At 69.7% G+C, this 24,098-nt stretch carries 3 protein-coding genes; all 3 read left to right on the top strand.

Annotated features, from left to right (window positions below):
- Positions 1–98 precede the first annotated feature (98 nt).
- On the top strand, positions 99–1,790 hold the full coding sequence (locus IFT60_RS14245; RefSeq protein ID WP_192052642.1) for a ShlB/FhaC/HecB family hemolysin secretion/activation protein: 1,692 nt from the start codon (positions 99–101) through the stop codon (positions 1,788–1,790).
- A 29-nt stretch (positions 1,791–1,819) separates the two neighbouring features.
- The gene (locus IFT60_RS14250) at positions 1,820–2,542 is read left to right on the top strand and encodes a SapC family protein (protein ID WP_192052643.1); all 723 of its coding nucleotides are present in this window, start codon (positions 1,820–1,822) and stop codon (positions 2,540–2,542) included.
- A 161-nt stretch (positions 2,543–2,703) separates the two neighbouring features.
- Complete coding sequence (locus IFT60_RS26815; RefSeq protein ID WP_192052644.1) at positions 2,704–23,922, top strand: YDG domain-containing protein; 21,219 nt, start codon at positions 2,704–2,706, stop codon at positions 23,920–23,922.
- The last annotated feature ends 176 nt before the right edge of the window (positions 23,923–24,098 follow it).

Below are 24,098 nucleotides of genomic sequence, written 5' to 3' on the forward strand. Positions count from 1 at the left end.
CCGCGTTAGCCACCTAACCCATAGCGATCCTCCTCATGGTTGTTACCAGTGAACGTGCACGTCCGCCCAGCGACGCGCGCCCCCATGCAGTCCTTGTCATGCGCCAGGTCGCCATCGCCGCTATCGCGATCGCTTCGGGCGCCAATGCCGCCTACGCCCAGACCACGCCGCAGCCGGACGCCGGCTCCCTGACCCAGCAGATCGAGCAGGGCAAGGAAATGCGCCTGCCTGCGGTAAAAAAGCCGTCGGCCGTGCCGACCCCGGAAGCCACGCCGGCCGGCGGCCTGCAAGTTACCGTGACGCGCTTTCGCTTCACCGGCACGACCCGCTTGGGCCAGGACATCCTGCAACAGGCCGTCCAGCCCTGGCTGAACCGCCCGGTCGGGTTCGGCGAGCTGCAGAAAGCCGCGGCCGCGGTCGCCGCGGCGTATCGCGACGCCGGCTGGGTGGTGCAGGCCTACCTGCCCAAGCAGGAAATCGATGGTGGCGTCGTTACCATCGAGGTGGTCGAAGCGGTGCTCGGCAAGGTGCAAGTCGAGGCCAATGGCAAGGTGCGCGCCCGCCAGGATGCGGTGCGCGGGATCGCACTGGCGGCGCAGGCCGCCGGGCAGCCGCTGAACGGCGATGCGATCGACCGTTCACTGCTGGTCATCGACGATTTGCCGGGCGTGTCGGCGCAGGGCTTCCTGAAGGCCGGCCAGAACAATGGCGAGACCGACCTGGTCCTGCAACTGGAACCGGAACCCCTGGTCGCCGGCAACCTTGGCGTGGACAACACCGGTTCGCATTCGACCGGCGAGAACCGCGTCACCCTGGCGCTGTACGGCAACAGCCTGCTCGGCATCGGCGACCAGCTGACCGCCAATGCCATCCATACCGAGGGCAGCAACTACGGGCGCCTGGATTTCTCGGCGCCGCTCGGCTACCGCGGCCTGCGCGTCGGCATCAACCATTCGCAGCTGCGCTATCGCGTCACTGCGGACGAGTTCGATACGCTGGGCCTGAAGGGCCGTTCGGCCTCGACCGGCGTCGACGTCAACTATCCGCTGCTGCGCAGCCGCCTGAAGAACCTGTACGCCAGCTTCGACGTCGACCACAAGGCCTATTTCAACCAGTCGAACGGCGTGGCGACCAGCGATTACGACGTCAACGTCGCCAGTGTCGGCCTGTCCGGCAACATGTTCGACGAACTGTGGGGCGGCGGCTCAACCTGGGGCGGCGTGTCGCTGTTCAGCGGCAAGCTGGACCTGGACGGTTCGCCGAACCAGGCATCCGATGCCGCCAGCGTCAATAGTGCCGGCAGCTTCCGGATCCTGCGCTACAACATCCGCCGCCAGCAGGTCATCCTGCCGAAGCTGACCCTGACGGCCGGCTTGACCGGACAGTTTGCCAACCGCAACCTGGATTCGAGCGAAAAGATCTACCTGGGCGGCGTCAGCGACGTGCGTGCCTATCCCGCCAGCGAAGCCGGCGGGTCCGACGGCAACGTCGTCAACCTGGAATTGCGCTACGCCCTGCCGCGCGGCTTTGCCGTGTCGGCGCTGTACGACTGGGGCCGGGTCCGCGTCAATCACGACAACGACATTCCCGGCGCCGCCATCCGCAACGAGCAGGTCATGAAGGGCGCCGGCGTGGCCGCATCGTGGGCCGCCAGGAACGGCGCCAGCGTGCGCCTGACGCTGGCGCACCGCATCGGCGACAACCCGAATGCCAACCCGGCGACCGGCAAGGACCAGGATGGCACGCTCGACCTCAACCGGGTCTGGCTGCAAGCGAACCTGCCTTTTTGATTCATTCATTCAGATAAAGATACCCGTTCATGACTACCCTGCTGTTCTATAAAAACGTCGTTGCCCTCGATCGCGAATTGCACAAGTCGCTCAAGATCAAGCCTGCCCAGCACCTGAAGTTCGCCGCCGACGCCACCGCGCTGCCGATCGTGATGGGCGAGTTCGTCGAAGTGGCGCGCCAGTTCCCGATCGGTTTCCTGCGCGTGGAAGGCGGCGGCATCCTGCCGGTTGCCCTGGTGGGCCTGCCGGACGGGAAGAACCTGTTCCTGACCGAAGACGGTAAATGGGATGCGCCCTACGTCCCGGCCTTCGTGCGCCGCTATCCGTTCGTCTTTGCCGAAACCGGCGACGACCAGCTGACCCTGTGCATCGACCGCGACTACGACGGCTTCGACGAGAACGAAGGCACGCCGCTGTTCGGCGCCGATGGCGAGCCGGATGCCGGCGTCACGGGCGTGATCGAACTGCTGTCCGAGTTCCAGCGCCAGCACACCGCGACCCAGCAATTCGTGCAGCGCCTGGAGCAGGCCGGCGTGCTGATGGAAGCCAACGCCAACGCCACCCTGAACGATGGCCGCAACCTGTCGCTGCAAGGCCTGCTGGTGGTCGACGAGCAGAAGTTCCGCGCGCTGCCGGAAGCGACCGTGAACGAGTGGTTCCGCGCCGGCGATATCGGCCTGGTCTACTCGCACTTGCTGTCGCTTGGCAACCTGCTGGAACTGGTGCGCCGCCAGCCCGCAGCGGCCGAATAAGAACCGACCCCACCCATCCGGCGCGACAGCGCGCGCGCCGGAATACGCCCACGCCCACGCATGCCCCTCTTTTTGCCCGCTGCCGCCGCTGCCTCGACGAGCCAGTATCCGCATTCGCCCCAATTCCCGAACCGAACTGAATTCCTGATGGAGTCCCCGCAATGAACCGACACGCATCCATGAACCGCATCTACCGCCTGGTCTGGAGCGACCGCCTGCAGACCTGGGTCGTCGTCCCCGAATTTGTCCGCGGTCGCGGCAAGTCCAGCGGCGTGGTCGGCGCCGAAATGACCGCCACCGGTCCGGCCGGCGGCAAGCACCATCCGGCGCACGACCCGGGGCCGGGATCGCGCCTCAACTGGCTGGCGCGCCTGGTCGGGGCGACCTTCCTGGCAGCGGCGGGCACCGCATTCGCGGCGCCGGGCGTGAACCAGCTGCCGACTGGCGGCAGCGTGGCGGCGGGGCAGGCGACGATCAGCCAGAACGGCGCGCGCATGGACGTCAACCAGAGCAGCAACCGCGCCGTCGTCAACTGGGACACGTTCAACGTCGGCGCCTCGGCCCAGGTCAACTTCAACCAGCCGTCCGCGTCGTCGGCCACGCTGAACCGCGTGCACGACACCCAGGCGTCGCAGATCCTCGGCCGCGTCACCTCGAACGGCCAGGTGTTCCTGGTCAACCCGAACGGCATCTATTTCGGCAAGACCGCGTCGGTCGACGTCGGCGGCCTGGTCGCGACCACCCATGGCATCGGCGACGCCGACTTCATGGCCGGTAACACCAAGTTCGCGCGCGACGGTTCCACCGGCAGCGTCGTCAACGAAGGCCAGTTGCGCGCCGCCCTCGGCGGCTACATCGCGTTGCTCGCGCCCGAGGTGCGCAACCAGGGCGTGATCGTGGCCAAGCTCGGCACGGTGGCGATGGCCTCCGGCGAAGCCGTGACCCTGCAGTTCGACAGCAACAATACGCTGGCCGGCATCGTGGTCGAGCCGTCGAAGGTCAAGGCGCTGGTCGAAAACAAGGGCGCCGTCGTGGCGCCGGGCGGCGTCATCATCATGTCGGCCAAGGCGCTCGACCGCCTGCAGGGCGGCGTGGTGCGCAACAGCGGCACGCTGGAAGCCCAGGGCATGAGCATGAAGGGCGGCAAGATCGTGCTGGAGGCGTCGGACAGCATCGTCAACACGGGCACGATCAGCGCCAATGCCGGCAGCGACGGCAGCCCGGCGGGTGCAATCACGCTCAGCGCGCCGCACGTCGACAACCAGGGTGTCATTTCGGCCAGCGCGGCGCAGGCCGCGGTCGGCGCAGCGCAGGGCGGCGGCCGCATCGAGATCGCCGCCACCGATGTCGTCCAGTCCGCGCATGCGCGCCTGGACGTGTCCGGCGTCGCCAATGGCGGCGCGGTGACGGTCAAGGCCGCCGACAGCGTCGCGCTGGGCGGCAGCGTGGACGCCAGCGCGGCCGCCGGCAGCGGCGGCGACATCGCCGTCACGGCCGGCAACGACGTCGTCATCGACAGCGGCGTGCTGGACGTCTCGGGCGACACCGGCGGCAAGCTGGTGCTGGCCGCGGGCGAACCGGACGGCCCGGCCCCGGCGCCGGGCGTGCCGCGCGATCCGCCGCTGGTGGCGATCGTGGGCGAATCCTCGCTGCGTTCGCGCGGCCGCCGCGGCAAGGGTGGCGGCGTCACCCTGACCGGCGGCAACGTCGGCCTGTTCGACGACACGAAAATCGACGCGTCCGGCGCCACCGGCGGCGGCACCGTGCTGGTCGGCGGCGACTACCAGGGCAAGAACCCGGACATCGCCAATGCGAGCGCCACCTACGTGGGCGCGAACGTGGCCATCGACGCCGGCGCCAGCGGCAGCGGCGACGGCGGCAAGGTCATCGTCTGGGCCGACGAGACCACCCGCTTCCTCGGCGCAGTCAGCGCCACCGGCGGCAGCGCAGGCGGCGACGGCGGCTTCGTCGAAGTCTCCGGCAAGGGCCAGCTCGACTTCCAAGGCAGCGTCGACACCCGCGCCGCCGCAGGGCAGGCCGGCACGCTGCTGCTCGACCCGTACAACCTGACCATCAGCGCCGGCGCCGATGCCGGCAACACGCCGACCGCCGGTGCCTTCGACGCTTCCGGCAGCGGTTCGGTCCTGAACGTGGGCACGCTGCAGAACGCGCTCGCCTCGGGCAACGTCACGGTCACCACTGGCAGCAGCGGCGCCGAAGCGGGCGACATCACGGTCGCCTCGACCGTCGGCTGGTTCTCGGATTACTCGCTGACCCTGAGCGCGGCCCGCAACATCGCCATCAACAGCGGCGTCAACGTGGTCTCGGCCGGCAACGGCGACATCAACCTGAACGCGGCGGCCGGTTCGATCACCAACGGCGGCACGATCCGCACCTTCACCGGCAACCTGAGCGCGAATGCCGGCACCAGCATCGGCGGCGCCGGCGTCTACAACGTGGCCGGCACGGCGACCATGACCGCCCCGGGCGGCATCACGCTGGCGAACGCGGCCAACACCTTCGCCGGTGCGCTGACCCTGTCCGCCACCAACGGCGCGGTACAGCTCGTCAATAACGTCGCGACCTCCCTGAAGGGCGCGCCCGCCGGCGCCGGCGGCCTCGCCGTCACGTCCAACGGCGGCATCAGCGGCACGGCGTCGCCCAGCGGCATCAGCTCCGGCGGCGCGCTGACGCTGACGACGGCAGCCGGCACCAACGGCTCGATCAACTATGCCGGCGCGGTCGCGGCCGGCGGCGCCATCACGCTGTCGGCGAACGGCACCGGCGCCATTTCGATTGCCGACATCAACGGCAATGCCACCTTCGCCTCGGTCACGGCCGGCGGCGCGGTCACCCTGGGCGACGGCGCGACCGGCGCGCTGACCTTCGATGCGGCCTCGGGCAACGTCATCTCCGGCACCGCCGGCAGCGGCGGCCAGGCCAGCGGCATCGTCACCATCACCGGCGCGTCGATCACGATCAACGATGCGATCCGCACCAAGGGCGGCAACGTCAACCTGACCGCGACCTCGGGCGCGGTCACGGCCAATGCCGGGGCAAGCATCACCACCACCGCCGATAACGACACCGGCACCACCTCGGGCGCGATCACGGTCAATGCGGCCAATGGCGTCACCCTGCAGAACCTGGTGAGCACGGGCGCGTCCAACGCGGTCGGCGTCGGCAGCAACGCGGCGGCGGTCACGCTGAATGCCACCACGGGCGACATCAGCGTGGGCGCGATCGACGCCAGCGGCGGCAACGCCACCGGCACCACGTCCAACCGCAACGGCGGCAATGCCGGCAACATCCTCCTCGGCGCCACCACGGGCACCATGTACCTGGGCGGCGACCTGACCGCGATCGGCGGCAGCCCGGTCGGCTCGGCAACCCAGGGCCTGGGCGGCTACATCGAACTGCAGACCAAGGCAGTGCTGAAGGGCGACCGCCTGGTCTCGAGCGGCAACACCTCGGGCGACGTGATGTTCCTGTCCACCGTCGATTCCGATACCACCGCGCGCAAGCTGACGGTCACCGCCGGCACCGGCGCGGTCACCTTTACCCGCGCGCTGGGCGGCGCGGCGGCGCTGTCCTCGCTGAACGTCACGTCCTCGAGCCTGACCAAGATCCAGGGCAACGTGAGCACCAATGCCGCCGCCGGCGTGGTAGTCACCGCTCTCACCACCCGCCTGGGCGACGACAGCGTCACCAACGGCAGCGGCGCCGTCACGGTCGATACCTTGACCGGCAACGGCATCGTGACCTTCAACACCAGCGGCACCGTTTATCTCGACGATGCGGTGACCTTCAAGCGCGGCAGCGGCGCCATCACCTTCGGCGGCGACCTGTACAGCAAGACGAGCGAGCGCAACGACCTGACCTTCACCGGTACCGGCGGCGGCGCGGTGTCGGTCGCCCGCAGCCTGGGCAACAACGGCATCAATACCAACAGCCTGGGCAACATCCTGTTCGGTTCGGGTACCGATTTCAGCGTCGGCTACTATACGTCGGCCAAGAGCCTGGTCGCGCTGAACAACACCGGCCAGTTCAGGCTCGGCCAGGGCAACTACGCCCAGAACTACGACGGCGCCCTGGGCCTCCAGCTGCGCACCACCGGTGCGGCCAACAACATTCCTGGCGACGAGAACATCACCATCTACGGCAGCGTGACCGTGACCGACCCCGCGGCGCCGATCAGCATCGCGGCGCCGAACGGCAGCATCACGCTCACCAGCGACGTCGGCCTGACGTCCAGCGGCGGCACGATTTCGCTGAGCGGCGTCGGCGTGACCCAGGCCTACACCGAAAACACGCTCAACGCCGGCAGCGGCAAGATCCGCATCGATGGCGGCGGCGCCGCCGTCAGCCTGTACGGCCGCCTGGCCACGACCGACGCCGACAGCGGCGGCAGCGCGGCCATCCTGATCACCAACGCCGGCGGCGGCGGCAACGCGGCAAGGCTGCGTTCCGTGACGGCCACCAGCGGCACGCTGCAGGTCGGCGTCGTGGGCGGCACTGCGGTCGCGGGTTCGCTGTACCAGTACCTGTCCGGATCGGGCAGCGACAGCATCAACATCAAGACGCTGTCGGCCGCGACAACCGGCGCGATCACGCTCACCAGCAGCAGCAACATCATCGACCAGCTCGGCAACTTCGCCGTGGGCAGCAGCCTCGACGTGCGCGCCAAGGGCCGCAGCGCCGGCATGGCGCTGACCGGCGACGTGACGGCCACCGCCGTGACCATCATGACCGGCAACGGCGCGCTGGCGCTGGGCGATCGCAGCATCACCTCGACCAGCGGCAGCGTCCTGCTGCAGGGCACGGGCCTGACCCAGGGCGCGGGCTCCACCATCACGTCCGCCGGCACTACCCAGATCTACGGCAACGACTACCAGGCCGGCACCCGCGGCAACGTGACCATGGCCGGCGCGATCGTGTCGGCAAGCGACGTCAGCATCCTGGCTGCCAACAGCGTCCAGCTGCCGAACATCACCATCGGTTCGGCCGCGTCGCGCGGCATGCTCACGCTGGGCGCGAACTCCACCAACAACTACCCGTACCCGACCTCCAACATCGTCAACGGCGCCATCACCCAGGCCGCGGGCAGCGCGCTCAAGATCGGCACCCTGAGCATGTACCAGCAGGGCGCCGGCAATGTGACGCTGTCGAACGCCGGCAACGAGATCCGCACGCTGAGCGCACTCTACCGTACGGGCGCACTGTCCATCTACGACCAGGACAGCGAAGCCAATGGCCTGGCGGTCAACGGCAGCATCCTCGGCAGCAGCAGCGCCACCACCACCATCGCAACCGAAGGCGCGCTGAGTTTCAGCATGGGCGACTGGCTGAACACCGGCAAGGCGATCCTGTCGGGCAGCGCGATCTCGGGCTCGCTGCTGGTCAATGCCACCGCCAACGCCGACGTGGTCCTGCGCGCCAACGGCGGCAACGTCAGCCTCACCGGCGGCCAGATCCTGACCTCCGGCACCGGCAACATCGTGGTCCAGTCGGCCAACAACGTCGGCCTCGGCGCCTACCTGCAAGGCAACAACACGCTGCAACTCGGCACCGCCGCCAACGGCACCGCCGTGGCGGCCAGCCAGACGGCGTCAGCCGGCAACCTGGCGCTCAACGGCGGCACGGCCACCTTCGGCAGCGGCCAGCGCATCGCCATCGCCAGCAGCGACGCCAATACGGTGTATACGATCACCGGCACCGACGCCTTCGGCCGCGCCCAGAGCGAGACCGTCACCGGAACCGGCAGCGGAACCAGTTACTTCTCGACGGTCACGCGCATTGCGGCCGACCGCGCCGGCGCCACCGTGACGGTGGGCACCGCGGCCGAGACCCTGGCCGGCAACGTGACGCAGTCGAGCTACGTCAACGGCTTCTCGAAGCTGGAGGGCGTGGTCGGCGGCAGCGTCACCCTGACCAACATCAACAACCGATACGCTGCCGTGGGCGACCTTGCCGCGGGCAGCGACATCAGCCTGTACAGCGTCACCAACCCGCTGACGATCAGCGGCGCGGTGGCCTCCAGCGGCGGCAACGTCAACATCAGCAGCGGCTACACCCTGAACGTCGCCGGCACCGGGTCCGTCGCGGCCAACGGCGCGGCCAAGGGCGTGACCCTGACCGCCGGCACCAGCAACGCCTCGAACTACGGCCTCACCGTCCAGGGTGCGATCTCCGCCGGCAGCGGCGGCATCAGCCTGGGCGCCAACCTCGGTACGGTGAGCACGGGCGGCGCCGGCACCTTGAACACGACCGGCAGCGCCACCATCCGTTCGGCCACCGGCTATTCGTCCGGCCAGACCACGGACTACAGCACCACGATCGGCGCCGCCGTCAACGCCAATGCCGGCATCGTCATCGCGTCGGCCGGTTCGTTCAACAACACCGCCACCGGCACCCTGACTTCGTCGGCCGGTTCGGTCGCCATCAAGACCTACTGGGACGGCACCTACGCCCGCAACCTGACCCTGGGCGGCAACGTCACGGCCAGCGCCAACGGCATCCAGCTGACATCGGCCGGTACCATCAACCAGGTCGCCGGCGTCCTGAACACGGCCGGCACCCTGTCCGGCCTGAACCAGACCGGCGGCAGCAACCTGGGCGACAGCAGCCCGTCGGCGCGCGGCGCGATTACCCTGGCCGGCGCCAACCGCATCGGCAGCCTGGGACCGTTCTACGTCTACAACACGACCGCTTCCGCCATCAACATCAACGACGTCGACGGCGGCCTGACCCTGACCGGCTCGATCGAGAGCTCGCACGGCGGCGTGACCCTGGCCACGGCCGGCGGTGCGCTCAACCTGGCGACCTACAACGTCTACGCCGGCGGCCAGGCCACCGGCGGCGCCAACATCAGCCTGACCGGCCAGGGCATCCTGCAGGCGCAGGGCAGCATCAGCGCCACTGGCGGCACCAACGGCAGCGCGCGCACCGGCGCCAGCGGCGGCGGCACGATCACGCTGACCGGCTACGACGGCAGCGCCTACGGCACCATTGCACTGAGCGGCACGCTGGAAACGGCGAGCGCCGACGCCAACGCGGCGATCAAGATCCGCGGCACCAACAACCTGATGCTGCCGAACGTCAACGCACCGAACGGTACGCTGGCGCTGGGCGACGACAGCGGCGCCGCAGGCCTGATCACCGGCAACATCACGCAGGCAGTCAATACCGCGCTGAACGTCAAGACCCTGACCATCGGCACCGCCAACAACGCGGTCGGCGGCTCGGCGGTGCTGGCCAACGCCAACAACAAGATCGCCCAGCTCGGGCTGTCGCGCGTGGGCGACGCCGGCGCCACCCAGTACGACCTGGACATCTTCGATGCCGACGGCGGCCTGAACCTGACCGGCGACCTCGCCAGCGCCGGCGGCCTGCGCATCCGTACCGCCAAGAACGGCGCCACCATCGGCACCCTGGCGCTGGGCAGCAAGAACGTCACCGCCAGCGGCGACATCTTCCTGGGCGGCGACTCCGTGACCCAGACCGTCGGCTCGACCATCAATGCGGATGGCGCCGGCAACAATGCGGTCGGCGGCAGCATCCGCATCGACGGCGGCGGCAGCACCAATTCGATCGACCTCAGCGGTACCGTGACCACCGACAACGCCGGCAGCACGGCGATCGAGATCGTCAACGCCAAGGACGTGACGCTGAACATGGTGTCGGCCATCAAGGGCACGGTGGCGCTGGGCACGCCGGCGCAGGCGTTGACCGGCACGGTCAGCCAGACCACGCCGGGCACCAGCCTGCTGTCGGCCCAGACGCTGGCGATCAAGGCCGGCGTCGTCACCCTGAGCAAGACCACGCTCGACAACCTGGGCACGGTGGCGACCACCGGCGCGCTGACGCTGACCGATACCGGCGGCAGCGCCGGCAGCACCGGCCTGAAGTTCACCGGCAACGCCACGCTCGGCGCGGCGTCGTCGATCACCAGCACCGACGGTGCGCTCGACCTGGGCGGCTACGGCATCGACGCCAGCGGCGTCGACCTGAAGCTGAACGGCACGGGCGTGAAGCAGTCGGCCGGATCGAGCATCAAGTCGACCACCGCGGACATCGCCGGCAACAGCGGCGACATCGACCTGTTCAGCACCCTGAACGACTTCACCGGCCAGGTGACCGTGACCGGTTCCGGGACCTCGGTGCGCCTGCAGGACGCCAACCAGCTCAGCATGAACGTGCTGACCGGCAAACTGGCGAAAACCACCTCGTTCACGGCCTGGGCCGGCACCCAGATCGTGATGACGCCGGAAGACATCACCACCACCAGCGGCAGCATCGAGCTGCGTTCGCTGAACGGCAACCTGCTGACCCCGGGCAAGCTCGCCACCGGCAGCGGCAACATCACGCTGATCGCCTCCGGCACCCTGACCCTGGCCAACAGCCTGCAATCGGACAGCGGCGACATCGCGCTGAGCGGCGCGGCGATCGCCAGCCGTTCCGGCGCGGGTGACTTCATCAAGACCGGCGCCGGCGGCGACATCACCGTCACCGCCACCGCCGGCAACTTCACCCAGGGCCTCGACGTCCTGTACCAGACCGCCAACGGCGACATCACCGTCAACGCCCAGGCCGGCAACGCCAACCTGGCCAACCTGAAGTCCAGCGGCGGCACCGTGCGCATCAACGCCGGCGGCGACATCCTGCAGCAGGGCGGCACCACCATCACCGCCGCCGGCATCGAAGCGGCGACGAAGAAGGACAGCGGCGGCGCGATCAACCTGACCGCGGCCGGCAACCATGCCAACTACGTCACGCTGCGCAGCCTGAAGGCCGACGGCAGCACCACGGTCGCCGGCGCCATCCAGTACCTGGACAACAACAGCGCAGGCTTTGCCGTGCGCCAGATCGACACCACCGGCGCCGCCACCCTGACCGCGTCCGGCGCGATCACCACCGACACCGCCACCGGTCCGGGCACGGTCAAGGCCGGCACGCTGAACGTGAAGACGCTCAACGACAACGGCGCCAGCGTCAGCCTGACGGCGGGCGGCAACGACGTCGGCACCCTCAACGTCAAGGTGCGCAAGGCGGACGATTCGGCCATCGCCGGCAGCACCGCCAACGACGCCACCACCGGCGCCGCCGGCACCGTGCGCTTCACCGACGTCAACGGCTTCGTCGTGGGCGGCATCGAAACCGGCGCCAGCACCATCCTGAACGCCGGCGGCGCGGTCACCCAGACCGGCGCCATCGATTCGGCCAAACTCGGCCTGTCGGGCAGCGGCAGCTTCACCCTGAACGCGGCCGCCAACGGCGTGCCGCTGAACCGCTTCGGCACCATCGCGTCGAATACCACCGGCGCGGTCAACGCGACCTCGCAACTGGCGACCGACATCGGCACCGTGGCCAACATGCCGGCAGGCGTCGCTTCGCAGGGCGCGTCGTTCACCCTGTCCGCAGCCGCGATCAGCGCCAGCGCCGGCATCGACACCCGTAGTGGGTCGGCCGGCACCAGCGGCGGTGCGGTCAACCTGACCACTACCGGCAGCGGCGCGGCCGGTAAGCTGGCGGCCGGCGCCATCAACACCTCCGGCAAGGCGGCGGCGGCGGGCTCCGGCCTGGCCGGCGGCGCGGCCGGCAACGTGACCCTGAGCGCTTCCGGCGACAGCCTGGTCGCGGGCGGCGCCATCGTGGCGCGCGGCGGCGCCGGCGACGGCAGCGGCGCGACCGGCGCCGACGGCACGGCCAAGCTGCTGGCAGCGGCGGGCGCGGTCAGCCAGGCCGCCAACAGCGGCGGCATCGATGCCGGCAAGCTGGACGTGAGCGCGCAGAACGCTTCGGCGCTGCTCGCCACTGGCAACAAATCCAGCCTGCTGGCGGCGCGCATCACGGGCGCCGACCAGGACTTCAGCTACCGCAGCGCGGCCGACTTCACCATCGGCGGCGGCGACGTGGCGATCCCGGGCATCACCACCCAGGGCGGCGACATCATCCTGGACAACAATCAGGTGCGCATCACCGTCAACGAGCCGGTCAGCACCCGCGGCGGCGCCTTCAGCGCCACCAACGTGGGCGGCTTCAACGCGGCCGGCGTCACCATCTCGACCAACGGCGACGTGACCTATGCCGGCGGCGCCTACAAGAACGGCGGCGCGATCCGCATCTCCAGCACCGCGGGCAGCATCGTGACCGGCACCCTGAGCGCCGACGGCGACAGCAACGCCGCCGCGGCGGGCGCAGGCGCGATCACGGTATCGACCGGCGGCACCGCGACGGTGGGCAACATCAGCGCCCGCGGCGTGGGCAGCAGCACCGGCGGCGACGTCGCGCTTACCGGCGCGCTGGTCAACCTGGCCGGCAACATCGACACCAGCGGCGGCGGCGTGGACGCCGGCGCGGCAGCCGGCGGCTTGATCACCGTCACCGGCGCGACGGTCGTGCAGGGCGGGGCGCACAGCCTCAGCACCGGCGCAGGCGCCGGCGACATCCGCTTCACCGGTAGCGTCGACAGCGACGGCACCGCGCGCGACCTGAGCCTGACCGCAGGCACCGGCAACATCGGCTTCGGCGGCACCCTGGGCGGCGTCTCGGCCCTGAACAACGTGCTGCTGGTCTCGGCCAAGGACGTCACTGCCGGCGGCGTCAACGCCGCCGGCCTGACCCAGGTCGCCGGCACCGGCACCACCACGCTGGGCGGCGCCGTGACCCTGGGCGGCAACCTGGCCTTCACCGGCAATCAGCTGGCCGTCAACGCCGCCGTCAACGCGGCCGGCAAGGCAACCATCAGCAACACCGGCCTGTTCTCCACCTCGGCCGCGGGCGACATCGCGGCCGCAGGCGGCTTCATCCAGAACGGCGCCGGCGCCAGCCTGCTGGCGGGCGACATCGCCACCACCGGCACCGGCATCAGCTTCGCCAGCCCGGTTGCATTGAAAGGCAACGTGGTCCTGCGCAGCAACGGCGGCAACATCGCCTTTGCCAACGCGCTGGACAGCGATGGCGCGACGCAGCGCAACCTCGTGCTCGACGCCGGCGCGGGCGACATCGCCCTGGCTGGCAAGGTCGGCGCCAGCGCGGCGCTGGGCGGCTTGACCGTCGCCGCGGCGCACGACGTGAACGCCGCGAACACCGTCAACGCGGCCAGCTTCACCCAGCTGGCGGGCAGCGGCGCCACCACCTTCGCCAAGGCGGTGACCCTGTCCGGCAACCTGGACTTCAGCGGCACGGCCCTGAACGTCAACGATGCCGTCACTACCGGCGGCACCGTCGACATCGGCAACAGCGGCGTGTTCACCCTCGCCGCGGGCGCGTCGATCGCCTCGACCGGCAGCTTCGTGCAGGACGGCACGGGCGCCAGCGCCCTGGCCGGCGGCATCAGCACCGCCGGCGCCGACATCGAGTTCGGCGCGGCCATCGTCCTGACCGGCGATGTGGCCCTGTCGACCGGCAACGCCAGCGGCGCCATCGCCCTGGCGGCGGTCGACGCCGACGGCGTCCAGGCGCGCAAGCTGTCGCTGACCACCGGTACCGGCGGCATCGAACTGGGCGGCAATATCGGCGCGGCCAAGGCCGTCGATACGCTGGTCCTGAAGTCGACCGGCGCCGTCACCCAGGGCGCGGGCAGCGCCGTCAAGGTCGCGAAGCTGGGCATCGAGGCAGCCGCCGACGTGACCCTGAACAATGCCGGCAACGACGTCGGCACGCTCGCGGCCAGCCTGAACGGCAATGCCGGCCTGCAGTATCGCGACGCCAACGGCTTCGTGCTCGGCAGCGTGGGCGGCCTGACCGGCCTGACCGACAACGCGGGCGCTTCGAGCGTCGGCTTCACCGCCGGCGGCCTGGTGGCGCAGGCGCAGGGCGTGGCCATCCTGCTCAACGGTAACCTGAGCATCGATACCAGCACCTACAACGCCGGCAATGTGTCGGTGACCAACACCAACGCCGCCGGCACGGTGCTCGACAACACGCTGATCGGCAACGACTTCACCCTCGACAGCGCCGGTCCGGTCACCCAGAAGGCCAATGCCAACGGCACGGCGCCCAACCAGACCGACGCCTACCTGCGCGTGGGCGGCAACTTCAACACGCCGCATGGCGCGCTGATCGAAGGTACGTCGAGCGACAATTTCTTCCAGGGCGGCGCCGCGTCGGCGTCGGATCCGAACCAGATCCGCCTGAACGGCGTGATCACCCTGAGCCAGAACGGCAACATGCTGTCGGCCTCGTACATCGATGCGAACAGCGTCAGCCATACGGTCAACGTCGATCTGTCCCAGGTCACGGCGCCGCTCAGCATCGTCAGCGATGCGGGCGGCAAGACCATCGTGGCGGTCAACAACACCGACGCGGTGTCGCTGACCGGTGCCAACCGCATTGGCGGCGCGCTGAAGATCACGACTTATGGCGGCTACCAGGACACCGGCATCGCCAACGCGACCGGTATCGTCGCCTCCGGCGCGCTCAATATCGGCAACGACGTGAGCTTCACGGCGCAGCAGAGCAGCGCCAACAGCGCTTCGCTCGTGACCGGGGCCGGTCAAGTCAAACTGTCCGACAGCACCAACGTGTTCGGCGGCACCGTGTCGGCATCGGCGCGCGGTATGGGCATCCAGATCGCCGACAGCACCGACCTGAGCCTGGGCAACGTGCTCGGCAGCCAGCTGTTGCTCGACCTCGGCCAGGGCGCAAGCCAGGCCGGCGGCACCCAGCTCAACGTGTCCAGTCTGGTGATCCGCAGCACCCCGGGCGGCGGCGGCACCGTGACCTTCGACCAGGCCAACCTGATCGACCAGGTGGCGGCCGACGTGAACGGCGCGCTGGCATTGAACATCGCCGGCACCTTCACGCCGGGTAGCACCAGCGTGCAGGTGGCCAGTGCGACGCCGTTCAGCGGCGGCGCAGCGGTCGACGGCATCCATACCGGCAACCACGCACTGATCCTGTCGTCCGCGGTCGACCTCGACATCGTCGCGGCGATCGACAGCGGCAGCGCGGCCACCACCATCAGCGCCAGCGCCAATGGCCAGAACATGGTCCTGGGCGGCGCCGGCAATACCGGCGACCTGGTGCTGGGCACGAGCGACCTGGCCAACATCAACGCCGCCTCGACCAGCTTCACCGTCACCGGCGGCGGCAGCCTGAGCGCCGGCAACGTCGACTTCAATGCGGGCGACGTGACGCTCCAGGCCGATGATATCGCCCTGTCGGGCAGCATCGGCACCGGCGCCGGCGACACCCTGACGGTCGATGGCGCCACCCGCCTGGCGACCGACACCACGGTCGACGGCAACGTGCACTTCGCCGGCACGCTCGACAGCGCGATCGATGCGGCCAACAGCCTGGCCGTGACCGGCAATGCCGTGTTCGGCGCCGCCGTGGGCCAGGATCCGCAGGGCGCCACCACCAAGGGCGCGCTGGGCAGCCTGCGCGTGGACGGCACCACCGTCATCGACGGTGGCGTGGTGATCACCACCGGCACCCAGACCTATGGCGGCGACGTCAAGCTGGGCGCAGGTACGACCCTGACCGGTCCGACCGTCGTCCTGAACGGCGACGTCGACGGCGATGGCCACGACCTGGCCATCGTCGGCAATGCCGTCACCGGCGGCGACGTCACGGATGTTGCCGACCTGAGCGTCACCGGCACGTCCAGCCTCGGCGGCGACGTCAGCACCAGCGGCGACCAGACCTATAGCGGCGCGGTCACGCTGACGGCGGATGCAACGCTGTCCAGCACCGGCGGCGGCGACATCGGCTTCGGCGGCACGCTGGACGGCGCACATGCGCTGACGGTCGCTACCGACGGCACCACCACCTTCGGCGGCGCCGTGGGCGGCACCAGCGCCCTGGCCAGCGTCACCACCAGCGGCAACGGCACCACCGCAATCAACGGCGGCGGCGTCACCACCAGCGGCACCCAGACCTACGGCAACGACGTGGCGCTGGGCGCGGACACCACCCTCACCGGTTCGACCGTCACCCTGGGTGGCGACGTCGACGGCGATGGCCATGACCTGGCCATCGTCGGCAATGCCGTCACCGGCGGCGACGTCAGCGGCGTGGCCGACCTGAGCGTGACCGGCACCACCACCATCGGCGGTGACGTGACCACCAGCGGCGACCAGACCTACACCGGCGCGGCCACCCTGGCGGCGGATGCAACGCTGTCCAGCACCGGCGGCGGCGACATCGGCTTCGGCGGCACGCTGGACGGCGCACATGCGCTGACGGTCGCTACCGACGGCACCACCACCTTCGGCGGCGCCGTGGGCGGCACCAGCGCCCTGGCCAGCGTCACCACCAGCGGCAACGGCACCACCGCAATCAACGGCGGCGGCGTCACCACCAGCGGCACCCAGACCTACGGCAACGACGTGGTGCTGGGCGCGGACACCACCCTTACCGGTTCGACCGTCGTCCTGAACGGCGACGTCGACGGCAACGGCCACGACCTGACCATCGACGGCGCGATCGTGACCAACGGCGACGTCAGGAACGTGGCGGACCTGGGCGTGACCGGCGCCACCACCATCGGCGGCGACATCGTCACCTCCGGCGGCCAGACCTATACCGGTCCGGTGACCGTCGGCGCGGACAGCACGATCACGGCCACCTCGCTCACGACCGGCTCAACCGTCGACGTGGGCGCGCACGGCCTGGACATCCATACCGACACCCTGTCGCTGGGCGGCGACGTGACCGGCAGCGGCACGCTGTCGATCGCGACCCTGACCCAGGGCCGCGCCATCGACATCGCCACCGGCGCCACCGGCACCGGTTCGCTGGTGATCGGCACGGACGACCTGGGCCACATCGGCAAGCAGTTCGCCAACGTCACCTTCGGCGATGCCGACAGCGGCACGATCACCGTCGGCGCCAGCGGCACGCCGCTGTCCCTGGACAATGCCACGACCCTGCATTCGGGCGCCGCTGTCAACATCGAAGGCGACGTCACGATTGCCGACGGCAAGACCGTGACCGTCGATGCCGCCAGCGCCAGCGCCGTGAACGGCAGCCTGGCCGGCGGCGGTGGCCTGGCCACGACCGGTGCGGGCACGCTGACCCTGAATGCCGCCAACACCTACACCGGCGACACCACCATCGGCATGGGCGCGACCCTCGCCGTGGTAGCCGACGATGCGCTCGGCACCACCGGCGCGGTGCGCAACAGCGGCACGCTCGACTTGTCCGGCTCGAACGGCGTGGACACCACGACCGTGACCGGCTCGGGCGACGTCAACCTGGGCGCGCAAACGCTGACCCTGCGCGACGCCGACGGCACGATCTCGGGCACGATCTCGGGCAACGGCGGTGCGCTGGCGATCGAAGGCGGTTCGCTGACGCTGTCCCACGCCAATACCTACACCGGCACGACCGCGATCGGCAACGGCGCAACCCTGACCGTTTCCGACAGCCACGCGCTCGGCACGTCCGGCGGCGGCACCACGGTGGCGGCCGGCGGTACCCTGGTACTGGACAGCGGCAACGGCGGCCTGGACATCGCGGATGCCGTGACCCTGAACGGTACCGGCGCGAACGGCGCCGGCGCACTGGTCAACCTGGCTGGCGACAACACCGTGTCGGGCACCGTCACCCTGGGCAGCGGCACCGTCGGCGTGACCGGCCAGTCCGGCAACCTGACCTTCGGCAACAGCGTGGACGGCCCGGCCGACCTCGTGATCGACAGCCAGGGCACGGTCGGCTTCGGCGGTCCGGTGGGTGGCACCACCGCACTGTCGAGCATCACGACCAATGGCGGCGGCACCACCGCAATCAACGGCGGCAGCGTCACCACCAGCGGCACCCAGACTTACGGCGACGACGTGACGCTGGGCGCGCACACCACGCTCACCGGTTCAACCGTCACCCTGGGTGGCGACGTCGACGGCCATGGCCATGACCTGGCCATCGTCGGCAATGCCGTCACCGGCGGCGACGTCAGCGGCGTGGCCGACCTGAGCGTGACCGGCACCACCACCATCGGCGGTGACGTGACGACCAGCGGCGACCAGACCTACACCGGCGCGGCCACCCTGGCGGCGGATGCAACGCTGTCCAGCACCGGCGGCGGCGACATCGGCTTTGGCGGAACGCTGGACGGCGCGCATGCGCTGACGGTCGCTACCGACGGCACCACCACCTTCGGCGGCGCCGTGGGCGGCACCAGCGCCCTGGCCAGCGTCACCACCAGCGGCAACGGCACCACCGCAATCGACGGCGGCGGCATCACCACCAGCGGCACCCAGACCTACGGCAACGACGTGGCGCTGGGCGCGGACACCACCCTTACCGGTTCGACCGTCACCCTGGGTGGCGACGTCGACGGCGATGGCCACGACCTGGCCATCGTCGGCAATGCCGTCACCGGCGCCGACGTCAGCGGCGTGGCCGACCTGAGCGTGACCGGCACCACCACCATCGGCGGTGACGTGACCACCAGCGGCGACCAGACCTACACCGGCGCGGCCACCCTGGCGGCGGATGCAACGCTGTCCAGCACCGGCGGCGGCGACATCGGCTTCGGCGGCACGCTCGACGGCGCCCATGCGCTGGACATCGACACCACCGGCACCATCCGCTTCGGCGGCGCAGTGGGCGCTGCCACGGCGCTGGACAGCCTGAGCACCGGCACCGGCACCGTCGCGATCGACGGCGGCAGCGTGACCACCACCGGCACCCAGTCCTACCACGGCAACGTGGTCCTGGGCGCGGATACCACCATCGGTAGCGGCAACGGCGCGGTGACCTTCGACGGCACGGTCGACGCGGCCGGCGCCGGCAAGGACTTGACCGTCAATGCCGGCAGCGGCGCGGTCGCCTTCAACGGCGCCGTCGGCGCCGCGGCCAACGGCGCGCTGGGCGATCTGGTCGTCAACAGCAGCACTGCCACCGTGTTCGGCGGCAGCATCAATGCGGCCAGCGTGACCACCGACGCCGGCGGCACGACCAGCCTGAACGGCAATGTGACCACGACCGGCGGCCAGTCCTATGGCGATGCGGTGCAGGTGCAGTCCGACCTCACCTTCAAGTCCGGCGGCGGCAACGTCGCATTCGGCGACGCGCTCGGCCAGCCTGATGGCCAGGGCCGCAACGTGACCGTCGATGCCGGCACGGGCAGCGCGACCTTTACCGGTCCGGTGACGCTCGCTTCGCTCGACATCGCATCGGCTTCCGGTGCGACGCTGGACAACGGCGGCAACGCGATTGGCGCCATCGCCGGCAACCTGGGCCATGGCGGCCTGTCGCTCGACAACACGACCGGTATCACGATCGGCGTCGGCGCCAAGGGCATTTCCAGCGGCGGCGTGGTCACCATCCACGCGCAAAGCGGCGACGTGACGCTCCAGCACGGCATCACCGTGTCGGGCAACGGCAACATCGTGCTCGACGCGGCGGGCGGCAACTTCGTCAACCACGCGGGCACGGCGGCGCTGGCCACCGGCGGCCGTTGGCAGGTCTATTCCACCGATCCGTCCAAGGACGAGCGCGGCGGTTTGACGCCGGACTTCAAGCAGTACAACGCCCGCTTCGGCGACCTGCTGGCATCCGGCGGCAACGGCTTCGTCTACAGCATCGCGCCGGTCATCACCGGCAAGCTGGCCGGCGAAGTACGCAAGGTCTATGACGGCGGCACCACCGCGGTCCTGGCGGCGGGCAATTACGACGCCACCACGGGTGCGATCGACGGCGACGTCGTGACTTTCAACACCCCGGTCTTCGGCAGCTACGACAGCAAGACCGCGGGCAGCGGCAAGACGGTGACCGTGAACGGCGTGCAGATCCTGAACGCCATGGACGGCAACGTCGCGGTGTACGGCTACCAGCTGGCCAGCAGCACGCTGAGCGGCGCGGTGGGCGTAGTCGACAAGGCCATGATCCAGGTCGCCGGCCTGGTCGCCCTGAACAAGGTGTACGACGGTACCGACATGGCTTACCTGAACACCCAGGCGGCCCGGGCCACCGGCGTGATGGCGGGCGACCAGATCAGCCTGGTCGGCGCGACCGGCCACTACGTCGACGGCAAGAATGCCGGCGCAGGCAAGGCGATCATCGCCGACAACATCCAGCTGGCGGGTGCCGACAAGGACAACTACCAGATGGTGCCGAGCACCGGCTTGGCGTCCGACATCACGGCGCGCGCGCTGGCCGTCACCGCCAGCGGCGGCAGCAAGACCTACGACGTGACCACGGTCACGACGGTGGCGCTGGCCGACAACCGCGTGGCAGGCGACGTGCTGGACATCGGCTACCAGGCCAACTACCTGGACAAGAACGCCGGCACCGGCAAGTACATCAGGGTGTCCGATATCGCCATCTCGGGCCAGGATGCGCAGAACTACACGGTGAACTCGACGGCGGCGTCGTTCGGCGACATCGCCAGGGCCGACCTGACGGTCCATGCCACCGGCGTGAGCCGGGTCTACGACGGCACCACCAACGCCAGCGTGGTCCTGTCCGACGACCGTACGGTCGCGGCGATGCAGGGCGACCAGCTGACCCTGTCCTACGAGGCGGCGATGTTCGCATCCAAGGGCGCAGGGCTGGGCAAGACGATCAAGGTCTACGGCGTCAGCGTCGGCGGCGCCGATGCGGGCAACTACAAGGTCAACGTGGCGCCGGCCGGCAGCGCGAGCGCGGACATCAGCGGCATCCACCTGACGCTGAGCGGCGTGCAGGCGCTCGACAAGGTGTATGACGGCTCCACCGGCGCTGTCCTCAACCTGGCCAACGCCTCGCTGAACGGCGTGGTGGCTGGAGACAGCGTGTCCCTCCTCGGCGCGCTGGGCAGCGGCGTGTTCGCCAGCAAGGATGCCGGCGCCAGCCCGATCGCGGTCAGCGTGACGGGTGGCGGCATCCAGCTTGCCGGCAAGGACGCCGACGGCTACTTGATCGACATGCCAACCAGCCTGATCGCCAGCATCACGCCGAAGGCGCTGACGGCCGCCATCACGGCGCCGGGCAAGGTCTATGACGGCAATACGGCGGCGGCGCCGACGGTAACCATCACCGGCGGCCTGGTCGGCAACGAGCGGCTGGGCGCGAGCGGCACCGCGAGCTTCGACTCGAAGAACGTGGGCGCCCGTGTGGTCACGCTCGATAGCGTCGCGCTGCAAGGCGATGCGGCCAGCGGCGGCCTGGCCAGCAACTACGTGCTGGTGGCCGGCCAGACCACCGTGGCCGACATCACCCGCCTGGCTTCCGTCACCTGGACCGGCAATGCGCATGGCGGCAACTGGTTCGACCCGAACAACTGGGAAGGCGGCGCAGTGCCGGACTTCGCCAACGTCAAGGACGTCCTGATTCCGGGCGGTGTCGTTATCGACTTCAACCCGGCGCCGAACGGCGCGCCGGTGTACGTCGACAGCATCGTCGGTAACGGCGGTAACGGCGGTAACGGTGGTAACGGTGGCACCCTGAACATCAGCGGCGGCACCTTGAACACCGGCAGCGGCGGCGTCAAGCTGGGCGGCTTCACGCAGTCGGGCGGCACGCTGACGAGCGGCGGCGACGTGTCGGTCAACGTCTTCGTCCAGACCGGCGGCACCACCGTCGTCGAGGGCGACTTCACGGCGCACGGCGGCTTCAACCAGGGCGGCAGCGGCACCCTGAGCGTCGGCGGCACGACCACCATCGTCTCCGACGGCGACGTGGTGATCGGCAACCTGACGTCGGAAGGCGACCTGGACGTGACCAGCACGGGCGGCCCGATCACGCAGTCCGAGGGCACGACGATCGTGATCGAAGGCGACACCACGCTGACCGCCGGCGCGAACGGCAAGCCGGCGGACATCGTCCTGAATGGCGCGGGCAACGACTTCGGCGGTCCGGTGACGGTCAGCGGCAAGGACGTTCACCTGAGCGACAAGAACGACCTGAGCGTCGGCGGCAAGACCAGCGGCGGGCTGAGCACGCAAGCGGGCGGCGGCACCACCCTGGGCGAGACCACGGTGGGCGGCAAGCTCGACGTGACCGGCAAGGGGCCTGTGAGCCAGACCAGCGGCGCTACGCTGACGGTTGGCGGCGCCACCACGCTGAAGTCCGAGGGCGACATCAACTTGGGCAACGGCGGCAACGACTTCGGCGGTCCGGTGACGGTCAGCGGCAAGGACGTTCACCTGAGCGACAAGAACGACCTGAGCGTCGGCGGCAAGAGCAGCGGCGGGCTGAGCACGCAAGCGGGCGGCGGCACCACCCTGAGCGAGACCACGGTGGGCGGCAAGCTCGACGTGACCGGCAAGGGTCCGGTGAGCCAGACCAGCGGCGCTACGCTGACGGTCGGCGGCGCCACCACGCTGAAGTCCGAGGGCGACATCAACCTGGGCAACGGCGGCAATGACTTCGGCGGTCCGGTGACGGTCAGCGGCAAAGACGTGCGCCTGGGCGACAAGAACGACCTGAGCGTCGGCGGCAAGACTAGCGGCGGGCTGAGCACGCAAGCGGGCGGCAGCACCACCCTGAGCGAGACCACGGTGGGCGGCAAGCTCGACGTGACCGGCAAGGGTCCGGTGAGCCAGACCAGCGGCGCTACGCTGACGGTTGGCGGCACCACCACGCTGAAGTCCGAGGGCGACGTGACCCTGGTCAACGCAGGCAACGACTTCGGCGGTGCGGTGTCGGCGAATGGCCGCAACGTGGCCCTGGCCGACGGTACGGGCGGTCTGACGCTGGGCAAGGTCGATGCCGCGGGCACCTTGTCGGTCAAGGCAAGTGGCGCCATCACGCAAGCGCCGGGGCAGTATCTCGACGTTGCGGGCCTGGCGACCTTCACTTCGGCAACGAATGAGGTCAAGCTTGCCCCGACCGGCAACAACCTGCGCGGCAATCCGAAATCGGATGCGGTGACGGTCCTGACCCCGATCGTGCAGGTGGCCACGGTGCCGGCGCTCGGCACCGGCCCGCAGGTGCAGACGGTCAACCCGGTCGGCGCAGCCGGCACGGGCGGCATCGTCAACCCGGTCGGCTCGGTCAACGCGAGCGGCATGGTCAACGCGAGCGGCATGGTCACCGCGGCTGGCGATGTGAAGAGCGCAAGCAGCGCGAGCGCGTCGAATGCCGCGGGCGGCACGGTCGCACCGGCTTCCGGACCGCTTGCGTCGGGCATCACGGTGCAGACGGTGCAGACCGCCAGCGCCTCGCAGAACGGCCTGATCTCCGTAGGTGTGCCCAAGGCTGTCGGCGCTTTTGCCTTCAACGTGCCGGCGGAAGCCTTCGCGGACCAGGGGCAGGGCGGCATCGTGGTCAGCAGCGTATCGCTGGAAAACGGCGCATCGTTGCCGTCCTGGCTGCAGTTCAACGTCAATGACTTGAGCTTCACCGCGACGAGCGTTCCTGCCAATGGATTGCCGCTGCGGGTTGTCGTGAGCACCGCTGGCAAGCGGGTCGTGGTCGTCATCTCGGAACAGGAGACCAGCAACAAATAAATGATGGATTAATCAGCCCCGCGGGCACGCGGCGACGGAAGTTGCCGCGTGCCCGCTGTCGTTTCGCCGGGCGCGTCGGCTTCATGCCGCGGCAGGTCGGGGCATACGAACGCGTGGTCCGCGATCGCGCCTTGCGGCAAACCATGGGCGAAAACGCGCAACGTGCCGGCGAGGTG

The sequence above is a fragment of the Massilia sp. CFBP 13721 genome (genome assembly GCF_014842025.1).
Classification (GTDB): Bacteria; Pseudomonadota; Gammaproteobacteria; order Burkholderiales; family Burkholderiaceae_D; genus Telluria.

What these genes read in the sequence shown, in the direction of transcription:
- IFT60_RS26815 (WP_192052644.1), top strand. Translation starts at nt 2,704, where the DNA reads ATGAACCGACACGCATCCATGAACCGCATCTACCGCCTGGTCTGGAGC.
- IFT60_RS14245 (WP_192052642.1), top strand. Translation starts at nt 99, where the DNA reads ATGCGCCAGGTCGCCATCGCCGCTATCGCGATCGCTTCGGGCGCCAAT.
- IFT60_RS14250 (WP_192052643.1), top strand. Translation starts at nt 1,820, where the DNA reads ATGACTACCCTGCTGTTCTATAAAAACGTCGTTGCCCTCGATCGCGAA.